Origin of the sequence: Azotobacter chroococcum, from assembly GCF_004339665.1 — a bacterium.
GTDB classification, from domain to species: Bacteria; Pseudomonadota; Gammaproteobacteria; order Pseudomonadales; family Pseudomonadaceae; genus Azotobacter; species Azotobacter chroococcum.
In genome coordinates, this window is the sequence record NZ_SMMU01000018.1 from 1 (window position 1) to 21,306 (window position 21,306).

At 69.7% G+C, this 21,306-nt stretch carries 22 protein-coding genes and 2 pseudogenes; 13 read left to right on the plus strand and 11 right to left on the minus strand.

From position 1 onward, the window contains the following. Positions 1–166, plus strand: a pseudogene (locus EV691_RS14850) (IS1595 family transposase); the annotation flags it as partial. Between the two features lies 1 nt (position 167). On the opposite strand, the pseudogene EV691_RS14855 reads toward EV691_RS14850, so the two are convergent. After that, positions 168–1,613, minus strand: a pseudogene (locus EV691_RS14855) (TrkH family potassium uptake protein); the annotation flags it as partial. A gap of 233 nt (positions 1,614–1,846) precedes the next feature. Between EV691_RS14855 and EV691_RS14860 the strand changes: the two are divergent. Together EV691_RS14860 and EV691_RS14865 are read left to right on the plus strand one after the other, a co-directional pair. Further along, positions 1,847–2,218 carry a YkgJ family cysteine cluster protein gene (locus EV691_RS14860; RefSeq protein WP_089167600.1) on the plus strand — a complete coding sequence of 124 codons (372 nt, stop codon included), beginning with the start codon at positions 1,847–1,849 and terminating at the stop codon, positions 2,216–2,218. A 72-nt stretch (positions 2,219–2,290) separates the two neighbouring features. Then, positions 2,291–2,851: an NAD(P)H nitroreductase gene (locus EV691_RS14865; RefSeq protein WP_131297640.1), complete on the plus strand. Its 561-nt coding sequence runs from the start codon at positions 2,291–2,293 to the stop codon at positions 2,849–2,851. A gap of 9 nt (positions 2,852–2,860) precedes the next feature. Here the strand turns inward: EV691_RS14865 and EV691_RS14870 are convergent, their stop codons facing one another. The 5 genes from EV691_RS14870 to EV691_RS14890 all read right to left on the minus strand — a co-directional run bounded on the left by EV691_RS14870 (position 2,861) and on the right by EV691_RS14890 (position 6,425). Beyond that, complete coding sequence (locus tag EV691_RS14870) at positions 2,861–4,198, minus strand: sensor histidine kinase (protein WP_131297641.1); 1,338 nt, start codon at positions 4,196–4,198, stop codon at positions 2,861–2,863. Positions 4,199–4,263: 65 nt separating this feature from the next. After that, positions 4,264–4,725 (minus strand): hypothetical protein, encoded by a 462-nt coding sequence (locus tag EV691_RS14875; RefSeq protein ID WP_131297642.1) that lies wholly within the window; start codon positions 4,723–4,725, stop codon positions 4,264–4,266. 109 nt (positions 4,726–4,834) lie between these two features. Then, entirely contained in the window at positions 4,835–5,512 is a 678-nt protein-coding gene (locus EV691_RS14880) for a response regulator transcription factor (RefSeq protein ID WP_131297643.1), read from the minus strand. Between the two features lie 12 nt (positions 5,513–5,524). Next, a complete protein-coding gene (locus EV691_RS14885; protein WP_131297644.1) occupies positions 5,525–5,824 on the minus strand; it encodes a YciI family protein in 300 nt (99 codons plus the stop codon). A 1-nt stretch (position 5,825) separates the two neighbouring features. Next, a complete protein-coding gene (locus EV691_RS14890) occupies positions 5,826–6,425 on the minus strand; it encodes a septation protein A (RefSeq protein WP_089167606.1) in 600 nt (199 codons plus the stop codon). Positions 6,426–6,491: 66 nt separating this feature from the next. On the opposite strand from EV691_RS14890, the gene EV691_RS14895 reads away from it, so the two are divergent. From EV691_RS14895 to EV691_RS14920, 6 genes are all read left to right on the plus strand, one after another. Then, the gene (locus EV691_RS14895) at positions 6,492–7,355 is read left to right on the plus strand and encodes a PHP domain-containing protein (RefSeq protein WP_131297645.1); all 864 of its coding nucleotides are present in this window, start codon (positions 6,492–6,494) and stop codon (positions 7,353–7,355) included. Positions 7,356–7,368: 13 nt separating this feature from the next. Continuing rightward, positions 7,369–7,998, plus strand: a complete 630-nt coding sequence (locus tag EV691_RS14900) for an L-threonylcarbamoyladenylate synthase (protein WP_131297646.1) — start codon at positions 7,369–7,371, stop codon at positions 7,996–7,998. A gap of 48 nt (positions 7,999–8,046) precedes the next feature. After that, positions 8,047–8,886, plus strand: a complete 840-nt coding sequence (locus tag EV691_RS14905) for a segregation and condensation protein A (RefSeq protein ID WP_165496525.1) — start codon at positions 8,047–8,049, stop codon at positions 8,884–8,886. After that, positions 8,883–9,626, plus strand: a complete 744-nt coding sequence (gene scpB / locus EV691_RS14910) for an SMC-Scp complex subunit ScpB (RefSeq protein WP_131297648.1) — start codon at positions 8,883–8,885, stop codon at positions 9,624–9,626. The genes EV691_RS14905 and scpB overlap by 4 nt, the downstream gene beginning before the upstream one ends. Positions 9,627–9,712: 86 nt before the next feature. Continuing rightward, positions 9,713–11,539: a phosphogluconate dehydratase gene (edd, locus tag EV691_RS14915; protein ID WP_131297649.1), complete on the plus strand. Its 1,827-nt coding sequence runs from the start codon at positions 9,713–9,715 to the stop codon at positions 11,537–11,539. Next, entirely contained in the window at positions 11,536–12,504 is a 969-nt protein-coding gene (locus EV691_RS14920) for a glucokinase (protein WP_131297650.1), read from the plus strand. The genes edd and EV691_RS14920 overlap by 4 nt, the downstream gene beginning before the upstream one ends. Before the next feature lie 19 nt (positions 12,505–12,523). Here EV691_RS14920 and EV691_RS14925 read toward each other — a convergent pair whose 3' ends face one another. Continuing rightward, positions 12,524–13,390, minus strand: coding sequence for a MurR/RpiR family transcriptional regulator (locus tag EV691_RS14925; protein WP_131297651.1), 867 nt, complete (start codon positions 13,388–13,390; stop codon positions 12,524–12,526). A gap of 176 nt (positions 13,391–13,566) precedes the next feature. On the opposite strand from EV691_RS14925, the gene pgl reads away from it, so the two are divergent. From pgl to rluB, 3 genes are all read left to right on the plus strand, one after another. Further along, complete coding sequence (pgl, locus tag EV691_RS14930) at positions 13,567–14,283, plus strand: 6-phosphogluconolactonase (RefSeq protein ID WP_131297652.1); 717 nt, start codon at positions 13,567–13,569, stop codon at positions 14,281–14,283. Positions 14,284–14,312: 29 nt separating this feature from the next. Further along, positions 14,313–14,951 carry a bifunctional 4-hydroxy-2-oxoglutarate aldolase/2-dehydro-3-deoxy-phosphogluconate aldolase gene (locus tag EV691_RS14935; protein ID WP_131253591.1) on the plus strand — a complete coding sequence of 213 codons (639 nt, stop codon included), beginning with the start codon at positions 14,313–14,315 and terminating at the stop codon, positions 14,949–14,951. A gap of 87 nt (positions 14,952–15,038) precedes the next feature. Beyond that, positions 15,039–16,295: a 23S rRNA pseudouridine(2605) synthase RluB gene (rluB, locus tag EV691_RS14940; protein WP_131297653.1), complete on the plus strand. Its 1,257-nt coding sequence runs from the start codon at positions 15,039–15,041 to the stop codon at positions 16,293–16,295. An 18-nt stretch (positions 16,296–16,313) separates the two neighbouring features. Here rluB and EV691_RS14945 read toward each other — a convergent pair whose 3' ends face one another. The 4 genes from EV691_RS14945 to EV691_RS14960 all read right to left on the minus strand — a co-directional run bounded on the left by EV691_RS14945 (position 16,314) and on the right by EV691_RS14960 (position 20,006). Then, positions 16,314–17,072: a YciK family oxidoreductase gene (locus EV691_RS14945; protein ID WP_131297654.1), complete on the minus strand. Its 759-nt coding sequence runs from the start codon at positions 17,070–17,072 to the stop codon at positions 16,314–16,316. Between the two features lie 127 nt (positions 17,073–17,199). Further along, positions 17,200–17,871, minus strand: coding sequence for an N-acetylmuramic acid 6-phosphate phosphatase MupP (gene mupP, locus EV691_RS14950; RefSeq protein ID WP_089167615.1), 672 nt, complete (start codon positions 17,869–17,871; stop codon positions 17,200–17,202). Positions 17,872–17,878: 7 nt separating this feature from the next. After that, the gene (ubiG, locus tag EV691_RS14955; protein WP_089167616.1) at positions 17,879–18,577 is read right to left on the minus strand and encodes a bifunctional 2-polyprenyl-6-hydroxyphenol methylase/3-demethylubiquinol 3-O-methyltransferase UbiG; all 699 of its coding nucleotides are present in this window, start codon (positions 18,575–18,577) and stop codon (positions 17,879–17,881) included. Positions 18,578–18,668: 91 nt separating this feature from the next. Beyond that, the gene (locus tag EV691_RS14960) at positions 18,669–20,006 is read right to left on the minus strand and encodes a TRZ/ATZ family hydrolase (protein WP_131297655.1); all 1,338 of its coding nucleotides are present in this window, start codon (positions 20,004–20,006) and stop codon (positions 18,669–18,671) included. 112 nt (positions 20,007–20,118) lie between these two features. On the opposite strand from EV691_RS14960, the gene mtnA reads away from it, so the two are divergent. After that, the gene (gene mtnA, locus EV691_RS14965) at positions 20,119–21,195 is read left to right on the plus strand and encodes an S-methyl-5-thioribose-1-phosphate isomerase (RefSeq protein WP_131297656.1); all 1,077 of its coding nucleotides are present in this window, start codon (positions 20,119–20,121) and stop codon (positions 21,193–21,195) included. The last annotated feature ends 111 nt before the right edge of the window (positions 21,196–21,306 follow it).

Sequence of the window (21,306 nt, forward strand, 5' to 3'; positions counted from 1 at the left end):
TCTGAAGAGCTGGATGATCCGCTTTCATGGTGTAGCCACCAAGTACCTGACCCATTACCTGGGATGGCGCCGCCTGCTCGAGCGCTACAAGACGCCGCTCAATCCATTGATTTGCTTGAGGGAGGCGCTGGGGCGAGCAGCCATGCAACAGCTAACTCAGACATAGCCTTCCAGAAACTCGGGGTCAGCAGCACCAGCACGGTGATGATCTCCAGGCGACCGAGCAGCATGCCGATCGACAGCAGCCACTTGGCGGAATCCGGCAGGCTGGCGAAATTGCCGGCCGGGCCGATGATCGGGCCGAGGCCGACGCCGACGTTGCATACCGCGGTGGCGGCGCCGCTCAGGGCGGTGATCATGTCGAGGCCGAGCAGGCTCAGGCCGAGGGCGATCGCGCCGATGGTGACGGTGAAGAAGAACGAGAAGGTGAGGATCGAGCGGACGATCTCCTCGTCCAGGTTGTGGCCGTTGTACTGCTGCTTGAGCACCGCGCGGGGATGGATCAGCTGGCGCATGCTGGACTTGAGCAGCACGTAGGCGACCTGGAAGCGGAACACTTTGAGCCCGCCGCTGGTCGAGCCCGAGCAGCCGCCGACGAAGGTCAGGTAGAAGAACACCATCACCGCGAAACCGCCCCACTGGGTGTAATCGCCCAGGACGAGGCCGGTGGTGGTGACCACCGACACCACGTTCAGCGTGACGATGCGCAGGGCGTCGACGAAGTGGTGCTCGGAGTGCTGCCAGTACCAGAGGCCGAACAGCAGGCAGGTGAGGCTCAGCATCCCCATGAAGCCGCGCACCTGGTGGTCGCGGAGCAAGGCCTGGTGGTTGCCGCGCAGGGTGGTGACATAGAGGGTGAAGGGCAGGCCGCCGAGCAGCATGAGAACGATGGCGGTCCAGTGCGTGGCCGGACCGAACTTGGCCATCGAGGCATCCGAGGTGGAGAAGCCGCCGGTGGAAATCGCCGACATGGAATGGTTGATGGCGTCGAACCAGCCCATCCCGGCCAGATGGAAGGCCAGGATGCCGAGCAGGGTGAAGCCGACGTAGATGGCGACGATGTACTTGGCGACCATGTGCGAGCGCGGCATCACCTTTTCCGACCAGTCCGAGGATTCGGTCTGGAACAGCCGCATGCCGCCGACGCGCAGCAGCGGCAGGATCGCCACCGCCATGCCGATGAAGCCGATGCCGCCCAGCCAGTGCAGCATGGAGCGCCACATCAGCAGGCCCGGCGAGGCGCTGTCCAGGCCGGACAGCACGGTCGAGCCGGTGGTGGTGATGCCGGACATGGCCTCGAAAAAGGCATCGGTGTAGCTGATGTTCTGCAGCAGGTTCAGCGGCAGGGCGGCGAACAGGCAGACCACCAGCCAGCTGGCGGTGGTCAGCAGGTACATGTCGCGCGGGCGCAGGTGCACCTGTTCCGGGCGGCCGGGGAGGATCAGGGCGACCCCGGCGCTGAGGGTGATCATGCTCGCCCAGACGAAGGGCTCGATCTCGTGGCTGTGTTCGTAGATCACCAGGGTCAGCATCGGCAGGACCATGCCGATGGCGAGAGTGATCAGGAAGATGCCGAGAATGAAGCCGATAATGCGCAGGGTCGGCAAAGCCATGGAAAGATGCCTGGGCTGAAGGTTCAAGGCGGGCCATTCTACCTGCGCCGATTGCTCTGTAAACCGCCGGGCTGACTCGCCGGGCGCGCGGCCCTCTTCACAAGTGCAGGGCGGCGAATAGAATAGCGCCGCTTGTCAGGGGCAGGCTGGCGAGGGTGTCCATGCGGCTTTTCTGCCGAACCTTCGTGCAGCCTGGGTGCCGGCCCGTGCCGGTTTCTTGTCAGTTTCCCATCATGTCCGATCAGAATCCTTGTTTGACGTGCGGCGCCTGCTGCGCGCATTTTCGTGTGTCCTTCTATTGGGGCGAATGCCGCTCCGCCGGCGGGCTCGTGCCGGATGATCTGGTGCTGCCGGTCGGCCCGCACCGGGCGGCGATGTGTGGTACCGAAAGCAAGCCGGTGCGCTGCATCGGCCTGCTCGGCGAGGTCGGCGGCGCGGTGCGCTGCACCCTCTACGAGCAGCGCTCCAGCACCTGCCGGGAGTTCGAGGCGGCCTGGAGCAACGGCCTGGCCAATCCCCACTGCGACAAGGCCCGTGCCGCCTATGGCCTGCCGCCGCTGACGCCGCCTCTGCAGCCGGATCTGGCGCCGGAGCGGGTCGCTTGAAGGGGGCGCCCGAACAGGGCGGAGCCCGACGGCGCGGCGTAGACTCTTCCCATCACAGCCAAGGAGGTGCCCATGGAGGCTCTCGATGCCCTGCTCAACCGCGTTTCCGTCGCTCGCCTGCATGATCCGGCACCGAGCGCCGAGCAGCGCGAGCGTCTGTTCGCCGCTGCCCTGCGTGCGCCGGATCATGCCCAGCTGCGTCCCTGGCGCTTTCTGACCGTGGAGGGCGAGGGCCGGGAGCGCCTCGGCGAGCTGTTCGCCAGCGCCATCGCTGCCAGCCAGCCGGAGGCCCGCGAGGAGGTCCTGCAGAAGGCCCGCAGCGCGCCCCTGCGCGCGCCCCTGCTGGTGGTGGTAATCGCCAGCCTGAAGGAGCACCCGCGGGTGCCGGACGTGGAACAGGTCCTGAGCGCCGGCTGCGCCGCTCATGCCCTGTTGCTGGCTGCCCATGCCCAGGGACTCGGGGCGATGTGGCGCACCGGCGATGCGGCCTACGACCCGTGGGTGGCGGCCGGCCTGGGGCTGGCCGGCAACGAGCGGATCGTCGGCTTTCTCTACCTGGGGACGCCGGAGGGCGGGTTGCGGGTGCCGCAGCGGCTGGCGCCGGCCGATTTCGTCAGTGCCTGGCCGGGCTGAGCCGGCGGCTCAGCGGGGCGTGCTCAGCGGCAGGTCCAGGGTGGCGACGAAACCACCGTCCGGATGGTTGGCGAGGAGCAGCTGGCCGTTGTGGCGTTCCGCGGCGCGCCGGGCGATGGCCAGGCCCAGTCCGTGGCCGGCCGCGCTCTGGCCGGGCGCGCGGTAGAAGGGTTCGCCCAGGCGGGCCAGGTGCTCCGGTGCCACGCCCGGACCGTGATCGCGCACGCTGAGCAGCAGATGCTCGCCCTGGCGTTCGGCGCGGATTTCCACCGGCTGGTCCGCCGGACTGAAGCGCAGGGCATTGCGCAGCAGGTTGTCCAGCGCCCGTTCGAGCATGTCCGGCCAGCCCGACAGGTCGAGTCCGGGCGCCAGTTCGCTGCGGATTTTCCGTCCCTTGGCGCTGAGGGCATAGTCATTGCGCAGGCGTGCGAGCAGTTCGGCCAGGTCGATCGGGCGCGCCGTGCCGGAGTCGGCATCGAGGCGCGCCAGGGTGAGGATCTCGCCGATCAGCGCCTCCAGGCGGTCGCATTCCTGGATCAGGCGCGGCCACAGGCGGGCGCGCTCTTCGGCGTCGGCGCGCTCGGCCAGGGCCAGGGCGATGCGCAGCCGCGCCAGCGGCGAGCGCAGTTCGTGGGAGACGTCGCGCAGCAGCTGGCGCTGGCTGCCGATCAGGCTCTGCAGGCGCGCACCCATGCGGTTGAAGTCGCGGGCCAGCACGCCCAGTTCGTCGCGCCGGTTGGCCAGGCGCGCCAGGCTGTTCTGCTGGTAGCTGGTCTGCCCGAGATCGTGCACGGCGCGGCGCAGGCGGTTCAGCGGGCGGGTGATCGAGACGGTCAGCAGCAGGCTGAACAGGGTCAGCACCACCAGGGCGATGAGCAGGGCGCTGAGCGGCCAGAGCAGGCTGTCGTGGCGCCAGGCCTTCAGCTCCTCGTGGGGAATCCGGTAGATGAAGAAGTAGGTCTGCCCGCTCTCCGGGCTGGTGTATTCCTGGCTCAGCTGGCGCCAGGGAAAGCGCGGCAGGGGCGGGGGGCCGCCGAACCCGGGCGGTGGCGGCGGCCGACGGTGCCGGGCGAGGTCGCGGCTGGACAGGTGGCGGCCGGTCTCGTCCAGCACCTGGACGGAGACGCGGTACTGGTCGCGGTTCTCGTCCAGCAGGGGCTGTGCGGCCAGCGCCCCCTGAGCCTCGTAGCGCTCCGTCCAGCGCCTGGCGAGATCCTGCATGCCGGGATGGCGGGCGATGATCCAGGCATCGTTGTTCAGTGCCCGGCCGAGCAGCATGGACAGGCCGGCGACCAGCGCCAGGGCCAGCCAGAATGCCGCGAGGACTCGCCAGAAGAGTGAACGCATGGGAAATCCGGTGCTGCGGAGGGCGAAAGCCGAACCGCCTGGCCGGCGGTTCGGCGGGGAAAGGCCTACTGCGGCTTGCCTTCCTTCTCGGCCTTCCACTTGCGGAATTCTTCCCACTCGGCGCGGCGTTTTTCCTGCTCGGCCTTGCGCTCGTCGAAGGCCTTCAGCTGCTCCGGCGTCAGCTGGTCGCGGAAGGCCTTGTCGGCCTTGTCGCGGCTGGCCTGCAGTTCCTTCTGCATGGCCTCCTTGTCGGCCTCGGACAGCTTGTCCAGGTAGCGCTGGGTGATCTCGCGCTTCTCCTGGGCGGCTTCCTGGTAGGCCTTGTGCATCGTCTTGCGCTGTTCGGGGTTCAGGTTGAACCCGTGCATGCCGCCCATCTTCCCGGGCATTCCGGCCATGCCGTCCGCCCCTTTATGGTAATAGCCGGAGCCCATGTCGCAGGCCGGCCCCCGCTCGCCGTGTTCGGCGGCGAGCGCGGCGGCGGGCAGGGCGGCGGCGAGCAGCAGCATGGAAAGAGTCTTGCGCATGGTGTGTCTCCTCAGTAGTGCGGGATCGGCTGTGTGCCGGACGATTTCAGTCTAGAGAGTGCAGGGTCAGGTGCGGTCAGGCGAGGGTAAAGGCTAGGTAAAGGCGCCTTCAGAGACTGTAGTAGTAGCCGCGGCTGCGCAGGGCGAGGATGCGCGGACTGCCGTCCGGGTGGGGGCCGAGCTTCTTGCGCAGGTTGCTGACGTGCATGTCCAGGCTGCGGTCGTAGAGGGTCAGTTTGCGGCCGAGGGCCAGTTGCGCCAGGCTCTGCTTGTCCACCGGCTCGCCGGGCTGGCGCAGCAGGGCTTCGAGCAGGCGGCTCTCGGAGGCGGTGAGGGCGATCTCGTGGCCGCCGATGTCGACCACCCCGCGCGCCGTGCTGAAGCACAGGTCGCCCAGCTCCAGCTGGCTGGAAGCCGCCGGCGGCTGGCTGCGGCGCAGCACGGCGCGCAGGCGGGCGGTCAGTTCGCGCGGATCGCAGGGCTTGGCCAGGTAGTCGTCGGCGCCGAGCTCCAGGCCGAGGATGCGGTCCAGCGGCTCGCCACGGGCGGAGAGCATCAGCACCGGCAGGTCCGGATAGTCGCCGCGCAGCTGCTTGAGCAGCTCGAGGCCGGAGCCGTCGGGCAGCATCACGTCCAGCACCACGGCATCCGGGGTCTTTTCGGCGAGGGCGATGCGGGCGTCGTGGCCGTCATGGCTGGCGCGCACCTGGAAGCCTTCCTGGCCCAGCCAGCTGGCCAGCAGCTCGCACAGCTCGCAGTCGTCGTCGATCAGCAGCAGTTCGCTCATGGCGGCGCCGGGTCAGGGCAGGACCTTGTTGAAGGGCTTGACCTTGACGTCGGCATACACGCCGGCGGCGCAGTAGGGGTCGGCCTCGGCCCAGCTGCGGGCGGCCTCCAGGGAGTCGAACTCGGCGACCACCAGACTGCCGCTGAAGCCGGCCGGGCCGGGGGCGGGGCTGTCTACCGCCGGGTGCGGGCCGGCCAGCACCAGGCGGCCTTCTTCCTTCAGTTGCTGCAGGCGGGCGAGGTGGGCGGGACGAGCGCCCAGGCGCTTGTCCAGAGAGTTTGCCGCGTCGGTGGCGATGATGGCGTAGAGCATGTCAGTCCTTGGATTTGGCGGCGGATTCGGTGTTGTGTTCATGCATGTGGCGGGCGAGGAAGATCCCCTGGCCGACCAGGAACAGGACGGTCATGCCCAGGCTGCCGAACACTTTGAAGTCGACCCAGAAGTCGTGGAAGGTGAAGGCGACGAACAGGTTGGCGCAGCCGCTGAACACGAAGAACGCCACCCAGGCGAGGTTCAGGCGCGTCCACAGCGGCGCCGGCAGGCTGACCGCGTGGCCCATGATGCGCTGGATCAGCGGGCGGTCGCCGATGAAGTGGCTGGCGGCGAAGCCCAGGGCGAACAGCCAGTTGACCACCGGCGCCTTCCACTTGAGGAAGGTCTCGCTGTGGAAGGTCAGGGTCATGCCGCCGAACACCAGGCAGGCGAGCAGGGTGATCCACTGGCCCTTTTCCAGGCGGCGCTGGGCCAGGAACAGGGCGCCATAGACCAGCAGCGAGGCGAGGATCAGTACCGCGGTGGCGCTGAAGATGCCGCCGAGGGTGAAGGTATGGCCGGCCAGTTCGACGGCGCGGGGCTCCAGCTTGTAGACGATGAAAAAGAGAATCAGCGGGATGAAATCGATGAATTGTTTCACTGTGGCAGCCAGACGCGGGATGTGGCGGCATAATAACAAACCTCGACAGACGCGAAAGCCAGCCCCATGAAGGTCGATCTGCACTGCCACAGTACCGCTTCCGACGGCGCCCTGAGCCCCGCCGAGGTGGTTCGCCGCGCCCACGGACGCGGCGTCCGGCTGCTGGCGCTGACCGACCACGACACCCTGGACGGCCTCCCCGAGGCGCAGGCCGCCAGTGCCGGGCTGGACATCGAGCTGATCAACGGCATCGAGCTGTCCGCCCTGTGGGGCGGGGCCACCGTGCACGTGCTCGGCTACGCCTTCGCCAGCGATGCGCCGGCGTTGCGCCAGGCCCTCGCCGGGCTGCAGGAGGGCCGCTGGCAGCGGGCTGCGGAGATCGCCCGGCGGCTGGCCGGCAAGGGCATGGACGGGGCCCTGGAGGGCGCCCGGGCGGTGCAGCGCGAGCTGGGTGACAGCGACAACGCGCCGGCGCGCCCGCACTTCGCCGAGTTCCTGGTGCGCGCCGGGCATGCCCGGGACCGCGCGGAGGCCTTCCACAAGTGGCTGGGCGCGGGCAAGCTGGGCGACATCAAGCAGTATTGGCCGAGCCTCGAGCAGGCGGTCGACACCCTGCGCGCGGCCGGCGCCTGGATCAGCCTGGCGCATCCCTGGCACTACGACTTCACCCGCAGCAAGCGGCGCCGTCTGGTCGGTGACTTCATCCACGCCGGTGGCCATGCGCTGGAGGTCAGCAACGGCCTGCAGCCGGCCGAGCAGACCGGCAGTCTGGCCATTCTGGTCCGCGAATTCGGTCTGCTGGCCAGCGCCGGCAGTGATTTCCATGCCCCCGACACCTGGTCCGAGCTGGGGCTGTACCGCTCGCTGCCGGACGATCTGCCGCTTCTCTGGACGCGTTTCCCCCATGTCCATCGCTGCGCCGCCCTCTGAACAGGGAATCCATGTGAGTCAGTACTTTCAGATCCATCCGGAAAACCCCCAGCTGCGCCTGATTCGCCAGGCCGTGGAAATCGTCCGTGGCGGCGGGGTGATCGTCTATCCCACCGATGCCTCCTACGCGCTCGGCTGCCTGCTCGGCAACAAGGCCGGCCTGGAGCGCATCCGCCGCCTGCGCCAGCTGGACGAGCGGCACAACTTCACCCTGGTGTGCAGCGACCTCTCGCAGCTGAGCCTGTTCGCCCGGGTCGACACCGGCGCCTTCCGTCTGCTCAAGACCTGGACCCCGGGCCCCTACACCTTCATCCTCAACGCCAGCCGCGAGGTGCCGCGGATCATGCTGCATCCCAAGCGGCGCACCGTCGGCTTGCGCATCCCGGCCAATCCGATCGCCCAAGCCCTGCTGGCCGAGCTCGGCGAGCCCCTGATGAGCGCCAGCCTGATCCTGCCCGGCGAGACGCTGCCGCTGAGCGACCCGGCGGAGATGCGCCGGCGTCTCGAACACCACGTCGACCTGATTATCGACGGCGGCGCCGGCACGCTGGAAGCCTCCACCGTGGTCAGTCTGCTCGACAGCGAGCCCGAGGTGCTGCGCGTCGGCTGCGGCGATCCGGCGCCCTTCGCCGGCGAAGCCTGAGTCTTGCGCCGCCCAGTACCGGCCGGCGCCGCGCCGGCCGCCGAGTCCATGCCGGACGAAGCCAGCGCCGCCCCTGAGGCCGACGCAAGCGAGGAGCCGCCCTTCGCGTTGATCTACGGACAGGCGCTGACCGAGCTGCCGCAGGATCTGTACATCCCGCCGGATGCCCTGGAGGTGTTCCTCGAGGCCTTCGAGGGGCCGCTCGATCTGCTGCTCTACCTGATCCGTCGGCAGAACATCGACATCCTCGACATTCCGGTGGCCGAGATCACCCGCCAGTACATGGGCTACGTCGAGCTGATGAAGGTCGCGCGCCTGGAGCTGGCCGCCGAATACCTGGTGATGGCCGCCATGCTCGCCGAGATCAAGTCGCGCATGCTGCTGCCGCGCCCGGCGCAGGCCGAGGAGGACGAGGAGGACCCGCGCGCCGAGCTGATCCGCCGCCTGCAGGAGTATGAGCGCTTCAAGAGCGCCGCCGAGGAACTCGACGGCCTGCCGCGGGTCGGTCGTGAACTGCACCCGGCGCAGCTGGAGGCGCCGCAGGCGCGGGTGCGCCGCCTGCTGCCGACGGTCGGCCTGGACGAGCTGCTGCTGGCCATGGCCGAGGTGCTGCGTCGCGCCGACCTGTTCGAGAGTCACCAGATCACCCGCGAGGTGCTGTCCACCCGAGAGCGCATGAGCGAGGTGCTGGAGCGTCTGCGCGATGGCCATTTCGTGCCCTTCGTGCAGCTGTTCCGCGCCGAGGAGGGGCGCCTGGGGGTGGTGGTGACCTTCATGGCGGTGCTCGAGCTGATCAAGGAGTCGCTGGTCGAGCTGGTGCAGACCGAACCCTTCGCGCCCATCCATGTGCGCCTGCGCGGCGACGAGCCTTCGGGAGAAGCGGAATGAACCTGAACGATCCGGCCGAGCTGGCCGTGCTGCTGGAAGCCTGGCTGCTCGCCGCCGGCCGGCCGCTGTCGCTGGAGCGCCTCGGCGAGCTGTTCGAGGAGGCCGAGCGCCCCGAGCCGGCCCGCCTGCGCGACGCCCTGGCGATCCTTGCGGGCTCCTGCCGGGGCCGCGCCTTCGAGCTGAAGGAGGTGGCCTCCGGCTATCGCCTGCAGGTTCGCGAGCGCTTCGCGCCCTGGGTCGGGCGTCTCTGGGAGGAGCGGCCGCAGCGCTACTCGCGGGCCCTGCTGGAAACCCTGGCGCTGATCGCCTACCGCCAGCCGATCAGCCGCGGCGAGATCGAGGAGGTGCGCGGCGTGGTGGTGAGCAGCAACATCATCAAGACCCTGCAGGAGCGCGAGTGGATACGGGTGGTCGGCTACCGCGAGGTGCCCGGCCGGCCGGCACTGTTCGCTACCACCCGCGCCTTCCTCGACCATTTCAACCTGAAGAGCCTCGACGAGCTGCCGCCGATGGCGGTCCTGCGCAGCCTGGAGCCCGGGCCGGACGCTACTGCGGTAGACGACGAGCCCTCGCCGGCCGGCCTGCCGGTGTGCGGTGAGCCGGCCGGGCAGACCAGCTTCCGCAGCCTGCTGGCCGAGCTGGATGCCATGGAGCAGGGCCTCAAGAGCGACTTCGACGACCTGCCGGAGGCGGATGCCGCGGGCGACGCCGGTCTGGAGCGGACGGCGGACGACTCCTGAGCGGGGCGGCGGCGCAGCCGCCTGTGGCTTGTCCATTTTCCGGCCCTGGGCCTAAATGAATGGTGACCAGCCAGAGGGCGTCCGCTATGCATCCCCGAATTCTCGAAGTCACCCGGCGGCTGACCGAGCGCAGTCGCGCCACCCGCGAGCGCTATCTCGAGCAGATGCGCCGTGCCGCCGCCGAGGGTCCGTCGCGCACCAAGCTGCCTTGCGCCAACTTCGCCCACGGCGTGGCCGCCTGCGGCGAGGACGACAAGCAGCGTCTGCGCCTGCCCGATCAGGTCGACGTGGCCATCGTCTCGGCCTACAACGACATGCTCTCGGCGCACCAGCCCTATCAGCATTTTCCGCCGATCATCAAGGCCGCCCTGCAGGAAATCGGCGCGGTCGGCCAGTTCGCCGGCGGAGTGCCGGCGATGTGCGACGGCGTTACCCAGGGCGAGGCGGGGATGGAGCTGAGCCTGGCCAGCCGCGACGTGATCGCCATGGCCACCGCGGTGGCGTTGTCCCACAACCTGTTCGACGCGGCGCTGTGCCTGGGGATCTGCGACAAGATCGTCCCCGGCCTGGTGATCGGCGCGCTGCGCTTCGGCCATCTGCCGTTCCTCTTCGTGCCCGGCGGGCCGATGCCCTCGGGTCTCTCCAACAAGGAGAAGGCCGAGACCCGCCAGCGCTACGCCGAGGGCAAGGCCAGCCGCGCCGAGCTGCTCGATTCGGAGATGAAGTCCTATCACGGTCCCGGAACCTGCACCTTCTACGGCACCGCCAACACCAACCAGATGCTGATGGAGGTGATCGGCCTGCATCTGCCGGGCGCCGCCTTCGTCAATCCGTACACGCCGCTGCGCGACGCGCTGACCCGCGAGGCGGCCCGCCAGGTGACGCGGCTGACTCGGCAGGCCGGCGACTACCTGCCGCTCTGCGAGGTCTTCGACGAGAAGGCGGTGGTCAACGCGGTGGTGGCGCTGCTCGCCACCGGCGGCTCGACCAACCACAGCCTGCACCTGCCGGCCATGGCCCAGGCCGCCGGCATTCGCCTGACCTGGCAGGACATGGCCGAGCTGTCCGAGGTAGTGCCGCTGATCGCCAGGGTCTATCCCAACGGCCAGGCCGACGTGAACCACTTCCATGCCGCCGGCGGCACACCCTTCCTGATCCGCGAGCTGCTCGGCGCCGGGCTCTTGCACGAGGACGTCAACACCGTGCTGGGCCGCGGGCTTTCCCGCTACAGCCAGGAGCCGTTCCTCGAGGAGGGCCGGCTGGTCTGGCGCGAAGGCCCGCAGCAGAGCCTCGACGAAGACGTCCTGCGCCCGGTGGCCCGGCCGTTCTCCGCCGAAGGCGGCCTGCGCGTGCTGCAGGGCAATCTCGGCCGCGGGGTAATCAAGGTCTCCGCGGTGGCGCCGGAGCACCGGGTGGTCGAGGCCCAGGCGCGGGTCTTCGCCAGCCAGGCCGAGCTGGCCGCGGCCTTCCAGGCCGGCGAGCTGGAGCGCGATCTGGTGGCGGTGGTGCGTTTCCAAGGCCCGAAGGCCAACGGCATGCCCGAGCTGCACAAGCTCACCCCCTACCTCGGGGTGCTGCAGGACCGCGGCTACCGCGTCGCGCTGGTCACCGACGGGCGCATGTCCGGGGCCTCCGGCAAGGTCCCGGCGGCCATCCACGTCTGTCCCGAGGCGCAGGAGGGCGGACCGCTGGCCCGGCTGCGCGACGGCGACCCGATTCGCCTGGACGGTGAGCGCGGCACGCTGGACGTGCTGCTGCCGGCGGAGGAATGGGCGACGCGGGAGACGCTCGCGCCGCCGGAGGATGCCGGCGTGGGCTGCGGCCGCGAGCTGTTCGCCTTCATGCGCGCGGCCTTCAGTTCGGCCGAGGAGGGCGCCTGTGTGTTCACCGGGCGTCTCGGGACCCTCGAATGAGGCTGGCCCTGATTGCCGACATCGGTGGCACCCATGTGCGCTTCGCCCTCTGGCGGGATGGCCGGCCGCAGGCGCTGCGGGTGCTGGCCACGGGCGACTATCCCGGCCCGGAGGAGGCGATCCGCGCCTATCTCGCCGAACTGGGGCTGCCGCTGGATGCGCTGGAGACGGCCTGCCTGGCCTGCGCCGGTCCGGTGCATGGCGACCGGTTCCGCCTGACCAACAACCCCTGGCAGTTCGGCCGCCTGGCGCTGACCCATGCGCTGGGCCTGCGCCAGCTGCTGGTGATCAACGACTTCGCCGCCATGGCCCTGGGCATGACCGCCCTGGCCGACCACGAGCGGCTGACCATCCGCCCCGGCCTGGCCGCGACCGGCTGCCCCCGGCTGGTGCTGGGGCCAGGCACCGGGCTCGGCGTCAGCGCCCTGCTGCCGGACGGCGCGGGCGGCTGGCGGGTGTTGCCGGGCGAGGGCGGGCATGTCGACCTGCCGCTCGGCAGCGCCCGCGAGGTGGCGCTGTGGCAGGTGATGCAGCGCGAACTCGGCCACGTTTCCGCGGAAAGCGTGCTCAGCGGCGGCGGCCTGCTGCGGCTGTACCGCGCCAGTTGCGTCCTCGACGGACGGGCGCCGCAGTTCGACTCGGCCGCCGCGGTGAGCGCCGCGGCACTGGCCGGGGAGGCCGGCGCGGCGGCGGTGCTGGAGCAGTTCTGCTGCTGGCTGGGACGGGTCGCCGGCAACCACGCGCTGACCCTGGGCGCGCGCGGCGGGGTCTATCTGGCCGGCGGCATGCTGCCGCATTTCGCCGACTTCCTGCAGGGCAGCGGCTTCGCCCGCTGCTTCGTCGACAAGGGGGTGATGAGCGACTATCTGGAGGACATCCCGGTCTGGCTGGCGACGGCCGAGCAGCCCGGCCTGCTGGGCGCCGGGCTGGCCCTGCAGGCGTGGCTGGAGCGCTCGCCTGCTTGACTCCCTGCGTCCTGGGCGGTCACTCCTCGGTCACTTCGTCGTCGGTCGGGTAGCGGGTCTGCGTCAGGCTTTCCTTGATCTTGCGCAGGTGCGTCTGGAAGTCGGTGCCGCGGCGCAGGGTCACGCCGGCGGCCAGCACGTCGAGCACGGTGAGCTGGATGATCCGCGAGGACATCGGCATGTAGATGTCGGTGTTTTCCTGTAGGGGAACGTCCAGGCTGTGGCTGCAGGCCCTGGCCAGCGGCGAGCCGGCAGCGGTCAGGCCGAGCACCGAGGCGCCGTTGCTGCGAGCCAGGTGCGCCACCTCGACCAGCTCTCGGGTGCGCCCGGTGTAGGAAATGATCACGAAGAGGTCGCCGGTATGGGCCACCGAGGCGAGCATGCGCTGCATCAGCACGTCGCTCTGTGCCGCTACGGCCAGATTGAAGCGGAAGAACTTGTACTGCGCGTCCAGGGCCACCGAGGCGGAGGCGCCGAGGCCGAAGAAGTGGATCTGCCGGGCCTGGATCAACAGGTCGACGGCCCGGTCGACGCTCTGCGGGTCGAGTCCCTGGCAGGCGTTGTCGAGGGCGGCGATAGTGCTGCCGAAGATCTTGCGCGTGTAGGTGGCGGGACCGTCGTCCGCCGCCACCGCCTGGCTGACATAGGCGGCGCCGCTGGCCAGGCTCTGCGCCAGCTGGATCTTCAGCGCCGGGTAGCCACTGGCGTCGAGGGAGCGGCAGAAGCGGTTGACGGTCGGTTCGCTGACGCCGGCCGCCTGGGCCAGGGCGGCGATGCTCAGACCCATGACCTGTTGCGGGTCCTGCAGAATGACCTCGGCGACCTTGCGCTCAGCCTTGTTCAGATCGTCGAGGCGCCCCTGGATCTGTTCGAGGAAATTTCTCATGACGTTTCCCTGTCCTTAATCTGGAGGGCTTTTCTGCGTTTTACAAGACTTGGTAGTTTTATTACAACAGAGTCCGGGGAAATTCCCGCTGAAGGGGGGATTTTCTTTTCTAAGCTGGTAAAAAGTACATTCAGTGCAACGGGCGCTCACCGAGAGGGCCGATACGGGGATTTTCTATGTCTATTCATGCAGTTGGGTTGCCCCCGGGAATAGCTACCCATGAGCTGGCCGATGCCGAAGGGTTGGCGGCGGCCATGGCCCGGCAGGTGGCGGACGCCCTGCGGGCGGCCATCGACACGCAGGGGCGGGCGACCCTGGTGGTGTCCGGCGGACGCAGCCCGGTCGCCTTCTTCGAGCGGCTGGCCGAGCAGGCGCTGGACTGGCAGCGGGTGACGATCGGCCTGGCCGACGAGCGCTGGGTGCCGCTCGGCCATCCGGACAGCAATGCCGGTCTGGTGGAGCGCCATCTGCTGCGTGGCCAGGCGGCGCCGGCGCAGTTTGTCGGGCTCTACCGGCCGGCCGCGTCCCTGGAGGCGGCGGCGCAGCTGGCCGACGCGGCGCTGGCCGGGCTGCCCCAGCCGATCGACGTGCTGGTGCTGGGCATGGGCGAGGACGGCCACACCGCGTCGCTGTTCCCCGGCAGCCCGAACCTGGCCGCGGCGCTCGATCCCGGCTGTCCGCGCCGCTGCCTGCCGATGCTGGCGCCGAGCGTGCCGCACCAGCGCCTGACGCTGAGCCTGCCGCTGCTGGCCGCGGCCCGGCTGACCCTGCTGCAGATCCAGGGCGGGGCCAAGCTGGCCACCCTGCGCGCCGCGCTGGCCGGCGAGGATGTCCTGCAGATGCCGATCCGCGCCTTCCTGCATTCTCCCCTCGAGGTCTACTGGTGCCCCTGAGCGCCGAGGAGCGTCGCATGTCCGTCCCGATGGCCGAGAAGATCGCCCGCCTCGACACTCTCTGCGCCCAGGCGCGGATCCTGCCGGTGGTCACCGTGCGCCAGGCGGCGCACATCCTGCCGCTGGCCGATGCCCTGGCCGCCGGCGGCCTGCGCACCCTGGAGATCACCCTGCGCTCGGAGCACGGGCTGACGGCCATCCGTACCCTGCGCCGGGAGCGGCCGCAGCTGTGCGTCGGCGTCGGCACCGTGCTCGATGCGCGGATGCTGGCCGAGGCCGAGGCCGCCGGGGCGCAGTTCGTGGTCAGCCCCGGCTGCACCGCGGAGCTGCTCCAGGCCGGCCTGGAAAGCCCGCTGCCGCTGTTGCCCGGGGCCAGCAGCGCCTCCGACCTGATGCTCGGCCACAGCCTGGGCTACCGGCGCTTCAAGCTGTTCCCGGCGGAGGTCTGCGGCGGCGTGGCGGCGCTGCAGGCCTTCTTCGCGCCCTTTCCCGGCATCCGTTTCTGCCCCACCGGCGGCATCCGGCCGGGCAACCTCCGGGAGTACATGGCGCAGCCCAACGTGATGTGCGTGGGCGGCTCCTGGATGCTCGACGGCGAGGCCATGGCGCGCGGCGATTGGGCGACCATCGAGCGTCTGGCCGCCGAGGCCGTGGCCCTGCTCGACTGAGTCCGGCGGGCGGATGCGCCCCGCCGGCGATGCGCGTATGATGCGCGCCCCCATTCAAGCGGAACCGATACACCGGGAGGTGCCCAGATGAGCGAACATAAAGAGAATTCCCTGCCTGCCGCCCAGGGCGAGAAGCTGCAGAAGGTGCTGGCGCGCATGGGCCTCGGCTCCCGGCGCGAGGTCGAGACGCGGATCACCGAGGGCCGGGTGCTGGTCAACGGGGTGGTCGCCACGCTCGGCCAGCGCGTCGGCCGCAACGACGCCATCGCCCTCGACGGTCGTCTGCTCAGGCGCGAGGAAGCCGCCGAAGCGGTGCGCCGCGTGCTGATCTACAACAAGCCCGAGGGCGAGATCTGCACCCGCAACGACCCGGAAGGCCGGCCGACCGTGTTCGACCGCCTGCCGCGCCTGAAGGACGGCCGCTGGATCAACATCGGCCGGCTCGACATCAACACCACCGGCCTGCTGCTGTTCACCACCGACGGCGAGCTGGCCAACCGGCTGATGCATCCCTCCTACGAAATGGACCGCGAGTATGCGGTGCGCGTGCGCGGCGAGGTCACCGAGGAAATGCTCGAAGCGCTCAAGCGCGGGGTGATGCTGGAGGACGGTCCGGCACGCTTCACCGACATCAAGGAGGCGCCTGGCGGCGAGGGCCTCAACCGCTGGTTCCACTGCGTGGTGATGGAAGGCCGCAACCGCGAGGTGCGCCGCCTGTGGGAGTCGCAGGGGGTGGTGGTGAGCCGGCTGAAGCGGGTGCGTTTCGGTCCGGTGTTCATGACCGCCGACCTGTCCGTGGGCCGCTGGCGGGAGATGACCCAGGGCGAGGTGGACGTCCTCGGCAGCGAGGTGGGTCTGGAGCCGGTGGCGCTGCCGGAAATGAAGCCGAAGTTCCGCGAGAAGATCGAGCGCCTGCAGCGCAAGTCGGCCAAGCCGGTCGGCCGCAGCGGGTCGCGCGAGCGGGTGCTGCGTCCGGCCCATGAGGGCGCAGAGGCACAGGAGCGCCGCGCCCCGCGCCGGCCGAAGGAGGAGCAGGCACCGCGCGGCCGCGGCACGCCGGTCGCCGAGCGTCCGGCCGAATCGGCGCGCAAGCGGCCGGGCCGGCCGGCCGGAGAGCGCCCGTCCAGCGAGCCCGCGCGCAAGCGCCCGGGGAATCCGGGCGGGGAGCGTCCATCTGGCGAGTCCGCTCGCAAGCGTCCGGGCAAGCCGTCCGGCGAGCGGCCGCCCGTCGAGCTGGCCGAGCGGCCGGCGCGCAAGCCCAGGCCGGCACCGGCGCCGACCAAGCGCCGCAGTCCGCCGGCCGGCGAGGGCCAGCGTCCGGGCTTCGGCCGCAAGCGTCCCTGAGGGACGCCGCGCGACGGATCAGGGCATGTTCGACGTCTGCTGGGCGTCGAACGCCTGGCCGTTGACGCCCTTGCTGTCCGGTCCCATCAGGTACAGGTAGACCGGCATGATCTCTTCCGGCCCCGGCCGGCTCATGGGGTTCTCCCCGGGGTAGGCCTGGGCGCGCATGTCGGTGCGGGTGCCGCCGGGGTTGATGCTGTTGGCGCGCACCGCGCAGGTGCCTTCGACTTCGTCGGCGAGCACCTGCATCAGGCCCTCGGTGGCGAACTTCGACACTGCGTAGGCGCCCCAGTAGGCGCGTCCCTTGCGGCCGACGCTGCTGGAGGTGAACAGCACCGAGGCGTCCTCGGAGAGCTTGAGCAGCGGCAGCAGGGTACTGGTGAGCATGAACTCGGCGTTCACGTTGATCTGCATGACGCGCATGAAGTGGTCGCCGGAAAGCTGCTCCAGCGGCGTGCGCGGGCCGAGGATCGAGGCGTTGTGAAGCAGGCCGTCGAGGTGGCCGAATTCGCGCTCGATGGTCGCCGCCAGTTCGTCGTACTGGTGCGGCAGGGCGGTTTCCAGGTTGAGGGGAATCACCACCGGCTGCGGATATCCGGCGGCCTCGATCTCGTCGTAGACCCGGTTGAGGTGCTCTTCGGTCTTGCCCAGCAGCAGCACGGTGGCGCCGTGGGCGGCGAAGGTCCTGGCGGCAGCCGCGCCGATGCCGCGTCCGGCGCCGGTGACCAGGATGATGCGGTCCTTCAGCAGGTCGGGACGGGCGGTGTATTGGAACATGGGAATCTCCTATGGAGAACGGCAGATTCGTGGAGGACTGGCGAGGTGCAGCCTGCCGGGCGGTCCCTCGCGGTGCCGCGGGCGGGCTACCTCGCCGTGCGGTCGGCGCAGCCTGCGGACTGGCGGCTCAGCATGAGCAGAGCGCGCGATCGAGGACCGTGCGCAGGTCGAGCGGATGGTCCACCACCACGTCGGCGCCCCAGTGGCCGGGGTTGTCGTCCGGATGGATGTAACCGTAGCGCACCGCGGCGGTGCGGGTGCCGGCGGCGCGGCCCGACTCGATGTCGCGCAGGTCGTCGCCGACGAACAGGACGCTGGCCGGCTCCAGGCCGAGCCGGCTGCAGGCGAGGATCATGGGCTCCGGGTCGGGCTTGCTGTTCTTTACGTGGTCCGGACAGATCAGCAGGGCCGAGCGTTCGGCCAGTCCCAGGCGCTGCATGATCGGCTCGGCGAAGCGCAGCGGCTTGTTGGTCACCACGCCCCACAGCAGCCGGGCCCGCTCGATGTCGGCCAGCAGCTCCTCCATGCCCGGATAGGGGCGGGTGAACACCGCGCAGTGCTCCTGATAGCGTTCGAGGAACTCCAGGCGCAGGGGCTCGAATTCGGCGGCGGACGGGTCCAGAGCGAAGGCCGCCATGATCATCGCCCGGGCGCCGCCGGAGACGACGTGGCGGATGGCGCGCTCGTCGGCCGGCGGCAGGCCGCGGTCGGCGCGCATGGCCTGGATGATGGCGATGAAGTCCGGCGCCGTGTCGAGCAGGGTGCCGTCCATGTCGAAGAGGACCGCTCGTAGAGTCATTGCAGGTTCATTCCTCGCGCAGGGTCTGGATCATGTAGTTGACGTCGACGTCCGTGCCCAGCTTGTAGTGGCGGGTCAGCGGGTTGTAGGTCAGGCCGACGATGTCCTCGACCGCCAGGCCGCTGGCGCGGCACCAGGCGCCCAGTTCGGAGGGGCGGATGAATTTCTTGAAGTCGTGGGTGCCGCGTGGCAGCAGCTTGAGCAGGTACTCGGCGCCGACGATCGCCAGCAGGTAGGCCTTGGGATTGCGGTTGATGGTCGAGAAGAACACCTGGCCGCCGGGCTTGACCAGGGTGTGGCAGGCATGGATCACCGAGGCCGGATCGGGCACGTGCTCGAGCATCTCCAGGCAGGTGACCACGTCGAACTGGCCGGGCATCTCCGCCGCCAGCGCCTCGACGGTGCTCTGCCGGTAATCCACCTCGACGCCGGACTCCAGCTGGTGCAGGCGGGCCACGGCGAGCGGCGCCTCGCCCATGTCGATGGCGGTCACCGTGGCGCCGCGCAGGGCCATGGCCTCGCTGAGGATGCCGCCGCCGCAACCGACGTCGAGCACCTTCTTGCCGGCCAGGCGGACGTGCTCCTCGATCCAGTTGACCCGCAGCGGATTGATCTCGTGCAGCGGCTTGAACTCGCTCTCGCGGTCCCACCAGCGGTGAGCCAGGGCTTCGAATTTGGCGATTTCGGCGTGGTCGACGTTGCTCATCAGTTATTCCGTGGTTGTCGGGCGGTAACACTGTGCCAGCTTTGCCGGAGACATGGAGTGCGTGCCCAGTGTCGGTTTGTCGCGGGCGGGGTCAGCGGGCGCTGTCCGCGGCGCTGATGCGCCGACCCCATTCGCGGGCCTTGTCCTTCAGTCGCTCCTCGTCCAGGCGGGTCAGGCGGCCATCCTCGAGCAGCTGCCGGCCGCCGACCCAGAGGTGCCGCACGCAGTCCCGGCCGCTGGCGTAGATCAGTTGCGACACCGGATCGTAGATTGGCTGCTGGGCCAGTCCGGAGAGGTCGAAGGCGACCAGGTCGGCAGACTTGCCGGGCTCCAGGGAGCCGGTCTCGGCGTCGAGGCCGAGGGCGCTGGCGCCGTTCAGGGTGGCCATGCGCAGCGCGCGGTGAGCGTCCAGGGCGGTGGCCGAGCCGGCGACCGCCTTGGCCAGCAGGGCGGCGGTGCGGGTTTCGCCGAGCAGGTCGAGGTCGTTGTTGCTTGCCGCGCCATCGGTGCCGATCGCCACGTTCACGCCGGCCAGCCAGAGGCGCTCCACCGGGCAGAAGCCGCTGGCCAGCTTGAGGTTGGACTCCGGGCAGTGGATCACGCTGCTGTTGCTCTCCACCAGCAGGGCCAGGTCCTCGTCGTCGAGCTGGGTCACATGCACCGCCTGGAAACGCGGGCCGAGCAGGCCGCGACGGGCCAGGCGGGTCAAGGGGCGCACGCCGTCGCGCTCGATGGCCCGGGCGATCTCGTGGGAGGTCTCGTGGACGTGCATGTGGATCGCCGCATCCAGCTCCTCGGCGAGTATGCGCACGCTCTCCAGCGTTTCGTCGCTCACCGAATAGGGCGCGTGAGGACCGAAGGCGACGCGGATCCGCGGATGATGGCGGAGGTCGTCGAACAGCGCGACGCCCTTGCGCAGCGCCTCGCCGGCATCGCGGGCGCCGGGGGTCGGAAAGTCCAGCACCGGGATGCACAGCTGCGCGCGGATGCCGCTCTGATGGATGGGATCGCTGGCGATTTCCGGGTGGAAGTACATGTCCGAGAAGCAGCCGATGCCGCCCTTGAGCTGTTCGGCGATGGCCAGTTCGGTGCCGTCGCGGACGAAGTCCTCGTTCACCCAGCGGGCCTCGGCCGGCCAGATATGCTTTTCCAGCCAGGTCATCAGCGGCAGGTCGTCGGCCAGGCCGCGGAACAGGGTCATCGCCGCATGGCCGTGGGCGTTCACCAGGCTGGGGGCGAGCAGCATGCCGGGCAGCTCGCGGACTTCCCGGGCGGCATGGCGCAGCGCGATGTCGCGGGGCGCGAGCAGGGCGATGCGCCCGTCGCGGATGCCCAGTGCGTGATCGTGCAACACGACGCCGGCGGGCTCGACCGGCACCAGCCAGGTCGGCAGGAGCAGCAGGTCGAGCGGGGCTGTGGCGTCAGGCATGGCAGGGGTCCTTCAATCAGTTATTTCAATAGGATGCAGTATACCCGAGCGCTGTTTTGGGGCGCTCGTTATAATCCGCACCTTTTTCGTTTCCTGAACTGCGAGGTGTCCCATGCGCGAGCGATTGCTGGCTGCGGAGAAAATCAAGGCCATCGAATGGCGGGACGGCACTTTGCATCTGCTCGACCAGCGCCTGCTGCCGCTGGAGGAAACCTGGCGCACCTACGATTCCGCGGTCGGGGTGGCCGGGGCGATCCGCGACATGGTGGTGCGCGGCGCGCCGGCGATCGGCATCAGCGCCGCCTACGGCGTGGTGCTGGGCGCGCGCCAGCGGCTGGCGGCTGGCGGCGACTGGCGCGCGGCCTTGGAGGAGGATTTCCGGGTGCTGGCCGAGTCGCGGCCGACCGCGGTCAACCTGTTCTGGGCGCTGGACCGCATGCGCGAGCGCCTGGCGCGGCTGAAGGAGGGCGAGGACGTGCTGGCGGCGCTGGAGGCCGAGGCGGTGGGCATCCATGAAAGCGATCGCGAGGCCAACCTGACCATGGCCCAGCTCGGCGTCGAACTGATCCGCAAGCACAGCGGCAAACCCCAGGCGCTCTTGACCCACTGCAATACCGGTGCTCTGGCCACCGGCGGCTTCGGCACCGCCCTCGGCGTGATCCGTGCGGCCCATCTGGATGGACTGGTCGAGCGGGTCTATGCCGACGAGACCCGGCCCTGGCTGCAGGGTTCGCGCCTGACCGCCTGGGAACTGGCCGAGGAGGGCGTGCCGGTGAGTCTGAACGTGGACGGCGCGGCGGCCCATCTGATGAAGACCAGGGGCATCACCTGGGTGATCGTCGGTGCCGACCGGATCACCGCCGAGGGCGATGTGGCCAACAAGATCGGTACCTACCAGCTGGCGGTGGTGGCCATGCACCACGGCGTGCGCTTCATGGTGGTGGCGCCCAGTTCGACCATCGACATGTCGCTGCAGGGTGGCGAGGAGATTCCCATCGAGGAGCGCGACGGGCGCGAGCTGCTGGAGGTCGGCGGCAAGCGCGTGGCCGCCGCGGTGGAGGCGGTCAATCCGGTATTCGACGTCACCCCGGCCGATCTGATCGACGCCATCGTCACCGAGCGGGGCGTGGTCGAGCGGCCGAACGCGGCCAAGATGGCCGAGCTCATGAGCCGCAAGCGGCTGCACTGAGTGCCGGCGGCAGGCGGACGCCCGCTGCGGCGTTCCGGCTTCCGTCTGCCGCGCATGGCGTGCAGCCTGCGACCCCTCCCCTGTGTTACCATTCCGCGCTTAAACGCAGGA

Excerpts from the sequence above, each read along its gene's own strand:
- EV691_RS14860 (WP_089167600.1), top strand. The coding sequence starts at position 1,847 with ATGTCCGATCAGAATCCTTGTTTGACGTGCGGCGCCTGCTGCGCGCAT.
- EV691_RS14865 (WP_131297640.1), top strand. The coding sequence starts at position 2,291 with ATGGAGGCTCTCGATGCCCTGCTCAACCGCGTTTCCGTCGCTCGCCTG.
- EV691_RS14870 (WP_131297641.1), bottom strand. The coding sequence starts at position 4,198 with ATGCGTTCACTCTTCTGGCGAGTCCTCGCGGCATTCTGGCTGGCCCTG.
- EV691_RS14875 (WP_131297642.1), bottom strand. The coding sequence starts at position 4,725 with ATGCGCAAGACTCTTTCCATGCTGCTGCTCGCCGCCGCCCTGCCCGCC.
- EV691_RS14880 (WP_131297643.1), bottom strand. The coding sequence starts at position 5,512 with ATGAGCGAACTGCTGCTGATCGACGACGACTGCGAGCTGTGCGAGCTG.
- EV691_RS14885 (WP_131297644.1), bottom strand. The coding sequence starts at position 5,824 with ATGCTCTACGCCATCATCGCCACCGACGCGGCAAACTCTCTGGACAAG.
- EV691_RS14895 (WP_131297645.1), top strand. The coding sequence starts at position 6,492 with ATGAAGGTCGATCTGCACTGCCACAGTACCGCTTCCGACGGCGCCCTG.
- EV691_RS14905 (WP_165496525.1), top strand. The coding sequence starts at position 8,047 with ATGCCGGACGAAGCCAGCGCCGCCCCTGAGGCCGACGCAAGCGAGGAG.
- scpB (WP_131297648.1), top strand. The coding sequence starts at position 8,883 with ATGAACCTGAACGATCCGGCCGAGCTGGCCGTGCTGCTGGAAGCCTGG.
- edd (WP_131297649.1), top strand. The coding sequence starts at position 9,713 with ATGCATCCCCGAATTCTCGAAGTCACCCGGCGGCTGACCGAGCGCAGT.
- EV691_RS14920 (WP_131297650.1), top strand. The coding sequence starts at position 11,536 with ATGAGGCTGGCCCTGATTGCCGACATCGGTGGCACCCATGTGCGCTTC.
- EV691_RS14925 (WP_131297651.1), bottom strand. The coding sequence starts at position 13,390 with ATGAGAAATTTCCTCGAACAGATCCAGGGGCGCCTCGACGATCTGAAC.
- pgl (WP_131297652.1), top strand. The coding sequence starts at position 13,567 with ATGTCTATTCATGCAGTTGGGTTGCCCCCGGGAATAGCTACCCATGAG.
- EV691_RS14935 (WP_131253591.1), top strand. The coding sequence starts at position 14,313 with ATGGCCGAGAAGATCGCCCGCCTCGACACTCTCTGCGCCCAGGCGCGG.
- rluB (WP_131297653.1), top strand. The coding sequence starts at position 15,039 with ATGAGCGAACATAAAGAGAATTCCCTGCCTGCCGCCCAGGGCGAGAAG.
- EV691_RS14945 (WP_131297654.1), bottom strand. The coding sequence starts at position 17,072 with ATGTTCCAATACACCGCCCGTCCCGACCTGCTGAAGGACCGCATCATC.
- mupP (WP_089167615.1), bottom strand. The coding sequence starts at position 17,871 with ATGACTCTACGAGCGGTCCTCTTCGACATGGACGGCACCCTGCTCGAC.
- ubiG (WP_089167616.1), bottom strand. The coding sequence starts at position 18,577 with ATGAGCAACGTCGACCACGCCGAAATCGCCAAATTCGAAGCCCTGGCT.
- EV691_RS14960 (WP_131297655.1), bottom strand. The coding sequence starts at position 20,006 with ATGCCTGACGCCACAGCCCCGCTCGACCTGCTGCTCCTGCCGACCTGG.
- mtnA (WP_131297656.1), top strand. The coding sequence starts at position 20,119 with ATGCGCGAGCGATTGCTGGCTGCGGAGAAAATCAAGGCCATCGAATGG.